This window comes from Aliidiomarina minuta (assembly GCF_003987145.1).
Taxonomy (GTDB): domain Bacteria; phylum Pseudomonadota; class Gammaproteobacteria; order Enterobacterales; family Alteromonadaceae; genus Aliidiomarina; species Aliidiomarina minuta.
On record NZ_PIPL01000003.1, the window covers coordinates 234,672 to 246,054 of the forward strand.

Here is an 11,383-nt window from a genome sequence, read left to right on the forward strand (position 1 = left end):
GCGGTGCAATAGCACGCCGTTAAATTGGTCTTAAGCGCAACAAATAACGTATAACTGAGGACTTGATCTGTGACCTATGAAAAGGAATCTTATGACGTCAGTGCATATTGATATTGTATCGGACATTGCCTGTCCCTGGTGTGCGATTGGTTATGCGCGCCTGGAAAAGGCGCTGCAAAGTCTGCAGGGTGAAGTAGAGGCCTCTGTGGAATGGCATGCTTTTGAGTTGAACCCGGATCCGAACCAGGTGGCGGAGCCTATCTTGCCAGCGCTGAGCAAAAAATATGGGCGTAGTGAGCAAGAGATGGAGCAGGCTCAGGCACAGATGATGGAAATAGCAGTTCAGCTAGGACTTAATTTTGACAAGATGCAGCAGCGTTATACCTGCAATACCTTTGACGCGCATCGGTTGTTAAAGTGGGCGCATCAGTTCGGTAAACAAACTGCGCTGAAACAGGTTTTGTTTGAGGCCTATTTTGGTAACGCTGAGGATGTCAGCAAGCATTCCGTATTGCTCAACTGTGTGGAGAAAGCGGGGTTAGATTCAGCTGAGGCTAATCAGATACTAACCAGTGGTCAGTACCAGGCTGAAGTGCGGGCTGACGAACAGCGTTATCAACAAGCAGGTATTACTGCGGTGCCAGCTTTTATTATTAATCAAAAATATGTCATCAATGGTGCTCAGGAAAGTGAAGTTCTGGCTCAGACGTTGCAACAGATCAGTCGGGAGACAGAGGAAAGGGGCTAGATGTATTTTGCCAACTCAAACCCATTAGGTGCGCAGTTACTGGCTGATTTTTTGCTTCAGCACGGGCCTGTGACGCTGTTGACTGGTGCCGGCTTGAGCACTGATTCCGGAATTCCAGACTATCGGGACAACCGGGGTGACTGGAAACGCAGACCGCCGGTGCAGCATCGTGATTTTATGGGCAGCCATGAAGTACGCCAGCGTTACTGGGCGCGCAGCCTGGCGGGCTGGCCGGTGATGCAAAAGGCAGCGGCTAATAACGCGCATCTGGCGATTACTGAGTTACAGCAACGGGGGCTGATTGGAACGGTGATAACGCAAAATGTGGATGGCCTGCATCAGCAGGCAGGAACCCATTCGGTAATTGATTTGCATGAGTTGTGATTATCAGGAGAGCCGCCTGCAGATGCATCAGCGATGTGCTGTGTTAAATCCTGACTTCAGTCAATTAGAAGCTACCGCGGCACCCGATGGTGATGCGGATCTGGATGTTGATTTTACTGCTTTTGCCGTCGCAAATTGCCCTCAATGCGGTGGGATTTTAAAACCCGATGTGGTGTATTTCGGCGACAATGTGCCACAAGAGCGGGTAAATCGTGCGAATCATGCTTTGCAGGAAAGTGGCGGCCTGCTGGTGATAGGCTCTTCGTTAATGGTTTTTTCCGGTTTTCGTTTCTGTCGTCAGGCGGCCAGTCGGCAGCAACCTATTGCTCTGCTGAATTATGGTCATACCCGCGGCGACGCCTTAGCCAGCCTGAAACTGGATTTAGGCATTAGCGAAACGTTGCAGCATCTATCCTTGTAAAACAGCTTGCAGTGAGAGTTTACTTCACTCCAGGTCGGCTAGCGGTTGGGGCTGCTGTTCGCGCTCATCAATTTCTTGCTGGTAAGTTTTAGCTCGTTCAAGCTGCAGCTGATTAAGACGGGGTTTTATTTCAGTGACCATGGCCATGCCTTCCGGGTGGCCCCATTCGGCGGCTTTTTCAAATAAGGCGAGAGCTTTTGCCGGGTCGTGCTCACAACCTTTCTCTTTTAAGGTCATTAAGCCCATCTGCATGGCCGCGTCGGGATTCTGCTCAGCAAGCAATTGGTCGAATTTCAGGTAGGCCTGTTCGTAATGCCCTTTTTTGTAAGCTGTATAGGCACTGTCGATATCAGTAGCCTGCGCAGGAAAAAGAGCGCAACAAAAAATAAGAGGTGTTAGGTAATGAGTTTTCATGGGTCACTCTCGGGAAATAGTCTTATCTATAGAGTGGTCTGCTACAGGGACTAAATCAATAAAGAGAGTGTTAAAGCTATGTAAGTAAAGACCCTGCAGGCACGCTTAGCTAATGGCTGCAGCTTCGGCGGCACGGCGGCGGTCAATTCTGCCCCAGGCTTTTTCGTGGAAAAAATAAGCGACTGTATTGACCGCAGGTTCTACCATAGCAATGACGCCACCCAGTACCCAGCTTCCAGTAATTAACCAGGTTACCAGAAAGGCAACCGTAAAGTGCACGACGGCGAATGAAAACGTTTTGTTCAGATAATGCATCACGGTACCTCCTGAGTGAAACCTACCCTTTGATAATAGTTCTCATTATTGTTATTTGCCAGCGAACTTTTCCGATTAGGTTAATGGGTTTAACCGGGCAGTTTCAACCGCCCGGTTTGCAATCATCTATTATTTAATGGCGATAGGATTCACCGGTGATCCTGAGCCGCGCTTCATTTTCAACGGCGCGGCGGTAAATAAGAAGTTGTATTGGCCGTCTGCGGCACTGCTGTCGGCCAGGTCATCCAGCCAGTAAAGCTCACTGAGTACCACGCCCAAATCGCGCATGAGTACGCCATGTAGCGGAATTACGTAATCCTGACCATCGATTTCCTGGGGGACTAGCTCTACCGCCAGGTTGTCCGCAGCGATAAAAGGGATTTCCATGTCGTAAATCCACTGCACCAGCTCTTCGCTATAACACAGTCCGGGCTCGGTCATGGCGTCCCATTCAGCATCCGGTTGGTCACTGTAATAACGGCCCATAGATCCGGTCCGGATAAGCAATATATCGCGCTTTTGCAGGCTGACGTCCTGAGCTTCGGCCGTATTCAGCAGGTCATCTAAGTGAATGCAACTTCCGGGGGCCAGGCGATTGACTTCATTACCCGCATAACGACCTACATCGAGCAGCACCCCATGTCCGACTACGCCTTTTTCTCCTAAGACACCAACGTCCACTGCGTCGTGGCCATGCACAGTGCTGTCTGCGGAATTGTTATTATAGACTTTATCACCATACCAGGCGTGTCCCAGCGCATCGACATGGGTCGTTCCCTGCAGATACATGAACACGGCGTCGTCTGAATATTTAACGCCGCCTGGCAAGGCTTCTAATTTGTCTGTTGAATACAGGCCTTCGTCCTGTGACATAAAATGCATGGTGGGTACCCGCCCCGGGAAAACCGGGCCTACGCCATGTGTCATGGGCAATTGCAGAGTATAGGTCTGACCGCTTTGCACGGCTTGTATGCCGCGCATGACCTGATCAGAGTCCAGATAGTTGAGGGCTCCAACCTGATCATCCTCGCCCCATTTGCCCCAGTTACTCGGCGCATCTGCAAGTAGTCCTTCTATAGGGGTATGTGCCAGAGCCGGAGCCATAAGAAGACTGCTGCTCAGCAGGCCGGTTAGGAGTACTTTTTTGCGTATAAACATAATGATTCCTCTTTGTTTATTGTTTGTTGTCGTTATGCCTCTAACTCGAGGCAGATGTATTTAAGCTCGGTGTATTCATCGAGCCCGAATCGGGAACCTTCGCGACCTGTTCCTGAGGACTTGATGCCACCAAAAGGAGCGCTGGCAGACGATATGATGCCGGTATTAACGCCGACCATGCCGACTTCTAACTGCTCAGCTACCCGCCACATACGATCTATATTCTGTGTGTAAAAATAAGCGGCCAGACCGAAAGGTGTCGCGTTTGCCTGGCTGATAACCTCATGCTCATCTGTGAACTTAAACACGGGAGCCATAGGGCCAAAGGTTTCTTCATGGGCACAACGCATTGCGGATGTGGCATCGGCCAGAATCGTAGGAGTGAACCAAAGGCCATCTGAGGCACTGGCCGGGCCGCCACACACCAGGCGGGCGCCTTTAGCCAAAGCATCTTCAATCTGTTGATTGACTTTGTGCACTGCCTGCTGGTTAATCAAAGGTCCAATCTGGCTTTCCGGCAGAAGCCCATTGCCGACTATCAACTGCTGTGTGGCTTGTTGGAAGCGTTGCAGGAAAGCATCGTACAGGCTTTCATGCACATAAATGCGATTGGCACAGACACAGGTTTGCCCGGCATTGCGGAATTTACTGTCGATGGCACCCTGTACGGCGCGTTCAAGATCGGCATCGGCAAACACAATAAAGGGCGCGTTGCCGCCTAGTTCCAGTGATATTTTTTGCACATGCCGGGCGCTGGCGGCCATCAGCAACGAACCGGTCTGGGTAGAACCCGTGAAACTGAGTTTGCGTACCCGTTCATTCTGGGTCAGGACTTTACCCAACGCTGGGCCGTCTCCGGTTACCACATTAAGCACGCCGGCGGGTATCCCGGCTTCATCGGCCAGAGCTGCCAGGGCTAAGGCGCTAAGCGGCGTTTCCAGGGCGGGTTTGACAATAATGCTGCAGCCTGCCGCCAGCGCCGGGGCTATTTTTCGGGTTAACATAGCAGCCGGGAAATTCCACGGAGTAATAGCGGCACAGAGGCCAACGGGCTGGCGAATAACCAGACCGCGTTTATGCTGACCCGGCCCTGTCAGAGTATCGCCGTGCATGCGCACCGCCTCTTCTGCAAACCATTCAATATAACTGGCGGCGTAAGCGATTTCGCCAATGGCTTCACTGAGTGGTTTGCCTTGTTCCCGGGTCATGAGCTCAGCCAATCCAGCCTGATTCTCAAGTATTAGCTGGTGCCATTTTTTGAGTAACTGGGAGCGTTGCGTTGCACTTTGTTGTTTCCATTGCTGACCGGCCTGTTCAGCACTGACAATGCAGCCTTCCAGATCCTTAGCGGGCAACATCGGCACCTGAGCAATGATCTCAGCGCTGGCAGGATCCACGACATCTGCCACCTGCTGATCACTGGCGTCGACCCAGTGACCATTGATATAGCATTGCTGGCGAAAAAAAGAGGCATTAAAAACTGACATTATTGGCTACTCCCAGTGTTTTTTTGCTGTTGCCAGCGTTGCTTTTTCTTAACTAAAGTGGACTGGTCGATGCCAAGTGCGGCTGCGGCTGCCCGGGTGGTACCCTGTTCGGCTAAGGCAGCTTCTATCAGTCGCCGCTCCAGCGAGGCCACCTGCTGGGGTAAGCTGCTATAGCTAGGCGGAGTGACCGAATGGCTGGCGCCTGTAATGTAAGCAGGCAAATCGCTTATGTCGATATTAGGCTGCGCACAACTGACAACCAGGCGTTCGGTCAGGTTGATCAGCTCGCGGATATTACCTGGCCAGGTGTACTGACTGAGCAGTTCCAGAGTTTCAGGTTGCCATTGGCACTTTTGCTCATGCTGCTGGTTAAATCTGGGTAAGTAGTGTTGTAGCAGGGCAATGATGTCTTCCTGACGCTGCCGTAAAGGCGGCAGTTGTAAGGGCACCACACTCAGGCGGTAAAACAAGTCTTCGCGGAATAACCCCTGTTCAACCCGGTCATGCAGGTTGTAATGGGTGGCGCAAATCAGACGCACGTCGAGTTTAATGAATTCAGTGCCACCTACGGGAAGAAACTGATTTTCATCCACCACTTTGAGAAGTTTGGCCTGCAACGCCAGCGGCAAGTCGCCGACTTCATCGAGTAACAAAGTGCCGCCGCGAGCGACTTCAAGCAGGCCTTTTTTGCCCTGCTTAGAGGCGCCGGTAAAAGCCCCGCCAACATAACCAAAGAGCTCGCTTTCCAGCAAACCTTCGGGCATAGCGGCGCAGTTCAGCTCCATAAAGGGCTGCGCTGCCCGTTCGCTTTGCTGGTGAACAAAACGGGCCAGGTGCGTTTTGCCGGTTCCGGTTTCTCCCTGGATCAGTAGTTTTACGTTGCGTCGGGCTACCCGTGCAGCCAGCTGATAACAGTCGTGTGTTGCCGGACTGATTAATAAGTTGTCATCGGTCTGCTGCGGAACTCCGGCGTAGAGCTTACGCATACTCAGCATTTGCTGCAGCTGTTCTTCGGCATGTTTGGCTCGCACCAGTTCGGTAATATCACGCACGCTGGTGATGACCTGGGTTAACTCTCCATGGTCATCAAACATGGGAGTGGCACTGACAAAAATTTTGCGCTTATCATGAATGGTCTGCACCAGCGTAACAGGCTGGCGCTCACGAATGACTTCAAGAGATGCCGATTTTGATATAAAGCCCGCTTTCACCAGGTCGGCCATGTGGCGTCCGGCCACCTTATGTTTCTGGATACCAGTGATACGTTCATAGGCTTTATTGACGGTTACTGTCCTGCCGTTCCCATCGGTGATATAAACGCCATCCTGCAGTGCATCCAGCACTTTTTGCAGCTGCTTAAAATTAATCTTTTTCATTGTCATTGTTTCCTGACTCATGGTCTTTGACAAAAGTGTCATCGGTTTCGCCGCGGAAAAAGGCCTTACCGTATATCAGCAGGCACAGCAGCACACCAACGGCAAAAGCCCATGTGGCTCCTTTCACCACCAGCACCGCTGCAATGATGCCTGCGATGCCCAGGTCGCGTTGACTGGTGGCCTGCATAATGCCAATGCGCACACTGACATAACCTTGAATTATTAGTGTTAAGGCCAGCGCTACCGCCAGAATTGGCTGCACTAAAGTCACTATAGGCAGTAGTAAAAGGCCGGTATTGGTACCCCAGCGAAAAGAGCCGGAACCGCCAAAAATAGAGTTCATTGCCGCTTTGCCCTGTTTATAACGCTCGACGATAACGACCTGCATGGCAGCCCATAAAGGCCCGCACATCACCACATCGGGACCAAAAATACTCATGCCTAAGTTACGGCCGCCAAATATGAGATGTGCGCGGTTGGGGTTGTAGTCTACTTTTTCATCCGGTCGCTGGTTATCGGCTTCTTTGAGTAGCGCCTTACTTTGTAAAACATCACCGAAGAGCACTATATAGGCGGCCAGTACCGTAGGAATGGCGGTCAGGTACATGATCCAGGGTGGAAAACCCAGCCCAAAAATAGTGTATTCCTGAAACATCAGCATGAAATCAGGCTGAGTGAAGCCCCATTCGATATCTGGCCAGGGGGCTTCTTTGAACAGAGGCGCAATGACAATGGCGAGTGCAATGATAGGAAAAATACCGAGCTTGCCGAGATTTGCCCAGAGCCGAGAGCGGCTTTGCAACCAGGCAAAATGGCGGGAGAAAATCAGGTAGAAAGCGACCCCTACTGCAATGCTGATAGTGAAGGGGTACTGTTCAAAACGTCCGCCTTCAGCAAAGACCACATAAACGGCGGCAAGACCCGCCCCCATAATGATGCCCGCTTTGATAGCGGAAGGAATTAAGCGCACTACCTTGCCGGCCAGCCCGGTATACCCCAGGGTAATAGCGAGGATGCCGAGCATCATCTGAAAAGCGATCAGGGCGTGTACCCTGGCTTCGCCTTCAGGGAATGCTGAGACATACAGCATCAACAGGGGAATGGCCGGAGTGATCCAGCCGGGCACAACAGGGTCGCCAAGTAGATGATGCAGTAGATACAAAAGGCCGTTTAGAATAACAATAGCGATGGCTGCCTCAAATGGCATGCCCAGTAACTCGATCATTAAGGGAATGGCGGCCAGATCTACGGCACACATCAACAGACCCTGGAAATAATCAGGCCATTCAAAACGATAATGTACAAAAGGCAGACGTAGTTTAAATGGCCCCAGAGGTATATAAGGGGCTTCTTCGCCGGTCCCGCGTTTTTGCCAGGGTTTCATCTGTTTTCCTTATCCGCTTCAGTAAGCAGCCTGGTAAATTTTTTCGATATCACTTTGGCTCAGTACGCGGGGGTTATTGCGCAACAGGCGCTCTACTTTGATCGCTTCAGCCGCCAGTTCGGGTATGGCACTGCGTGGAATATCAAAAGATCTCAACCCCTGAGGTATGCCTACATCGCTGCACAATTGGTGCAGGTAGCTGACCACCTCGGATGCAATCTGATTTTCGGTTTTTGCCTCAATATAAAGACCTAGTGCCGAGGCTATATCGACAAAACGTTGTGCGCAGGCCAGTTTGTTCCATTCCATGACATAAGGCAGCATTAAGGCATTACTGACTCCGTGAGCCATGTGGTAGCGACCTCCCAGAGGGTAAGCCAGTGCATGTACGGCGCCTACGCCCGCATTGCCAAAAGCCAGGCCCGCCAGCAAGCTGCCGGTAGCCATCTCTTCTCTGGCTTGCAAATGGTGGGGGTTGGCGACCACTTTGGGCAGTGCAACCCGAATCATGCTCATGGCTTTAATCGCTAAGGCATCGGTAACAGGGCTGGCGAAATTAGACAGGTAAGCTTCGATAGCATGCACCAGGGCATCCACGCCGCTGGCAGCCGTTACTGAGCGGGGGCAGCTGAGAGTCATTTCCGGTGAAACTATGGCTACATCGGGCAATAACTGATCGCTGACTATGCCTTTTTTAATCTGGTTTTCAGTATCGGCGAGTATGGCTATATTGGTGACTTCAGAACCTGTGCCTGCGGTGGTCGGCAAGGTGATTAAGGGAAGCTTTCGGGTCGGAGCGTTGTTTTCGCCAAAAAACTCAAGCAGCGGTTTGTTTTGTCCTGCGAACACGGCGATAACCTTGGCGATATCCATAGCACTGCCGCCACCAACGGCTAACACACCATCATGTTTGCCCTGGTTAAAAGCTTCTGCACAGTGTTCTACTACACTGACTTCAGGTTCTGCGGGGACCTCGTCGTAGATAGTGACATTATGTTTGAACTGGGCAGTGATCAAGTCAAGGGTGCCTGACTGGCGAACCCCTTTGTCAGTCACTATAAAAGGATTGGAAACTCCCAGTTTGGCTAATTCAGTCGCGGTTTGCTGAGACGACTGAGCGCCCGTTATCAGTCGGTGGGCGCTTTTAAAAGTTGCTATGCTCATGATATCTCCTGTTAATTACTAACAGTATAGCAACATCTGTGCCAGCATCCTTGATCCGCTATCTTATTGATTTTAATGAGATATAAGTGAACGCATGGAATGTATTGATGATTTAAGTCATCAAGCAAGGGTGGTTTTGATGACGTTTATCATCAGTTTATGGGTATGCATTTGAAATATTGAGGCGTACTGAAGGGTTGAGTTGCATGGTGGAAAGTGAGCCCCGGCAGATAGCCGGGGCTCTGAGTGTTTTTAGTGGGCTAGTTTTTCGCTTAAGAACTCAGTCATTAGGGTACGTAAATGCAGGGAGGTGCCTTCGCCCTCACTGATACCATGGGTCCGGTTCGGATAGGCCATAAAACGAAACTGCTTTTGATGCCGGATTAATTCATCTTTGAGCCGTTCCGTGCCCTGATAATGCACATTATCATCGGCTGTACCGTGTACCAGTAAAAGCTCGCCTTCCAGGTTAGCGGCGTGGGTGACGGCTGACGTTTCCTCGTAACTATCCGCTTCTTCAGGTAACAGGCCTGAATAACGTTCCTGATAAATAGTGTCGTATAAACGTAAATCCGGAACTGGTGCCAGGGCAATGCCGACATGGAATCTATCCGGGTAACGGAACAGGGCATTGAGGGTTTGCGAACCGCCGCCACTATGGCCCCAGATAGCTACCCGGTCGCCATCTATATAGGACCAGCGTGATAATATTTCATCCAGCGCGTCGGCCTGGTCACGGACGGTGACTACACCGAGTTGCTTATAGATAGAATGACGCCATTCCTGTCCGCGCGGCGAGCGCGTGCCGCGGTTATCCACGGAGACCACAATGTAGCCTTGTTGCGTCAGGTATTCATGCCATAACCAGCTATGGCCCAGCCAGCGATCGGCGACGGTCTGGCCCCAGGGTTCGCCATAGACGTACATCACCAGCGGATATTCACGGCGTTCGTCAAAGTCGGCCGGGCGCATGATATAAGCATCCATTTCCAGTCCATCGCGGGCGGTAACCCGGAAAAACTCGGTATCACTGGTGATGCGCTCGTCCAGTGTGTTTTGCAGCGGCGTATTGAGTTCCAGATCAGCAATTGCCTGGTGATCTGGCAAGCTCAGCATGCGGGTCTGTGGTGCCTGGCCCAGACGGGAAACATGGTGAATAGCAAACTCAGCGTCTTCTGATATCTGATAGTCATGGCTTCCCGGCCAGTCTTCCGGCGTCAGCCGTTCCACTGCGTCACCGGTTAAGGAAGCACGCATTAACACTTGCTGTAGCGGGTTATCCGGGGCTGCAAGGTAATACACCCAACCTGCTCCCTGGTCGTCGATAAGTATTTGCTTCACATCGATAACATCATACTGGCGGTGTTCACCATATGTCAGCGGAGTGATTCCGGTGCCGTGGGTTTCACGGTCAATGCGGTAGAGTTGACGATATCCGTTACGTTCGCTGAGCCAGGTAAAACTGTTACCTGCATTGAAGAACTGGACATCATCGACCTGCTCAACCCAGGCATCGCTTTGCTCGGTAAGTAGCTGGTGGGCGGCACCGGTATCGGCTTCGGTCAGCCACAGGTGCATAGTATTCTGAAGCCGGTTCATTTGCTGAATCAGTAGTTCATGGCTATTACCCGCCCATTCCATGCGCACCAGGTAATGATCCCGCGGTTCGCCCGGAATATTCATCCATTGCGTATCACCGCCATCAGCAGGTAATACACCGATACGTAACGCAGAGTTGGTTTCACCCACTTTAGGGTAAGGGAATTGTGTTGTCGTGGGATACAGCTCTGAGACATTATCAATCAGGGTAAACATGGGTACGTCGGAAGTGTCTACCTGCCAATAGGCGATATGCTGACCATCCGGGCTCCAGCGGAAACCGTCACGCAGATAAAATTCTTCTTCGTTAACCCAATCGAAAGTACCGTTAATCAGGGTATCACTGCCGTCGTAGGTGAGCGCTTTAATCTCCTGGGTCTGCAGGTTTTGTACATAAATGTCGTTCTGCATGACATAAGCAACCCGTTCACCGGCAGGATCAAATTTGGCAAATTGCAGGGTCGACTCAGGAAAGCCCTGGCCTAATTGCAGTAGCTGGTCGGTGTTGCGATCCAGGACCCAGTAGTCGCCCAGCGTGTGAGTACGCCAGGAGCGGCGGGTGTTGGTGAAAATCAATACTTTGTTGCCATCTTCTGACCATTGGTAGTCAGCAATGGATAAAGCCTTTTCCTCGCCTTGCGGGGTGAGCTGTTCGGCACTGACTAATACTTCGCGCTCTTCGGTTCGGGGGTGATAGCGCACTATATGCTGGCCATCATCGTCGTCACTGCTTTCCAGTGTGGTATAACCACTGCCATCCTGCAGCCAGCGGCTGCTGGTAAAAGACTGCACGGCAAAAAGGTTGTCCTGATACAGTTCCTGCAGGCTGAAAGTAGGCTCGCTTTGAGTGTCTTGCGGGGAGCTGGCACAGCCGCCGAGCAGAAGGCCGAACATGGCAGCCAGTGTCATAGGTTTGAGTAGTTTCATTAGTGT

Annotated in this window: 9 protein-coding genes and 1 pseudogene; 2 read left to right on the forward strand and 8 right to left on the reverse strand. The window is 51.5% G+C overall.

Features of this window, described 5'->3' with window-relative positions; translation table 11 throughout:
* Nucleotides 1-91: 91 nt before the first annotated feature.
* Together CWE09_RS12840 and CWE09_RS12845 are read left to right on the forward strand one after the other, a co-directional pair.
* Nucleotides 92-748 (forward strand): DsbA family oxidoreductase, encoded by a 657-nt coding sequence (locus CWE09_RS12840; protein WP_126804457.1) that lies wholly within the window; start codon nucleotides 92-94, stop codon nucleotides 746-748.
* Nucleotides 749-1,553: pseudogene (locus tag CWE09_RS12845) on the forward strand (NAD-dependent protein deacetylase).
* Nucleotides 1,554-1,577: 24 nt separating this feature from the next.
* Here CWE09_RS12845 and CWE09_RS12850 read toward each other — a convergent pair.
* The 8 genes from CWE09_RS12850 to CWE09_RS12885 all read right to left on the reverse strand — a co-directional run bounded on the left by CWE09_RS12850 (nucleotide 1,578) and on the right by CWE09_RS12885 (nucleotide 11,377).
* A complete protein-coding gene (locus tag CWE09_RS12850; protein WP_126804458.1) occupies nucleotides 1,578-1,967 on the reverse strand; it encodes an SEL1-like repeat protein in 390 nt (129 codons plus the stop codon).
* Nucleotides 1,968-2,072: 105 nt separating this feature from the next.
* On the reverse strand, nucleotides 2,073-2,273 hold the full coding sequence (locus CWE09_RS12855; RefSeq protein WP_126804541.1) for a DUF2061 domain-containing protein: 201 nt from the start codon (nucleotides 2,271-2,273) through the stop codon (nucleotides 2,073-2,075).
* 138 nt (nucleotides 2,274-2,411) lie between these two features.
* Nucleotides 2,412-3,440, reverse strand: coding sequence for a cyclase family protein (locus tag CWE09_RS12860; protein WP_126804459.1), 1,029 nt, complete (start codon nucleotides 3,438-3,440; stop codon nucleotides 2,412-2,414).
* Between the two features lie 32 nt (nucleotides 3,441-3,472).
* Entirely contained in the window at nucleotides 3,473-4,927 is a 1,455-nt protein-coding gene (locus tag CWE09_RS12865) for an NAD-dependent succinate-semialdehyde dehydrogenase (protein WP_126804460.1), read from the reverse strand.
* Nucleotides 4,927-6,303 carry a sigma-54 interaction domain-containing protein gene (locus tag CWE09_RS12870; RefSeq protein ID WP_126804461.1) on the reverse strand — a complete coding sequence of 459 codons (1,377 nt, stop codon included), beginning with the start codon at nucleotides 6,301-6,303 and terminating at the stop codon, nucleotides 4,927-4,929. The genes CWE09_RS12865 and CWE09_RS12870 overlap by 1 nt, the downstream gene beginning before the upstream one ends.
* Nucleotides 6,290-7,687, reverse strand: a complete 1,398-nt coding sequence (locus CWE09_RS12875; protein WP_126804462.1) for a hypothetical protein — start codon at nucleotides 7,685-7,687, stop codon at nucleotides 6,290-6,292. Before CWE09_RS12875 ends, CWE09_RS12870 begins: the two co-directional genes overlap by 14 nt.
* Nucleotides 7,688-7,705: 18 nt before the next feature.
* Complete coding sequence (locus CWE09_RS12880) at nucleotides 7,706-8,851, reverse strand: iron-containing alcohol dehydrogenase (protein ID WP_126804463.1); 1,146 nt, start codon at nucleotides 8,849-8,851, stop codon at nucleotides 7,706-7,708.
* Between the two features lie 252 nt (nucleotides 8,852-9,103).
* Entirely contained in the window at nucleotides 9,104-11,377 is a 2,274-nt protein-coding gene (locus tag CWE09_RS12885) for a S9 family peptidase (RefSeq protein ID WP_126804464.1), read from the reverse strand.
* Between the last annotated feature and the right edge of the window lie 6 nt (nucleotides 11,378-11,383).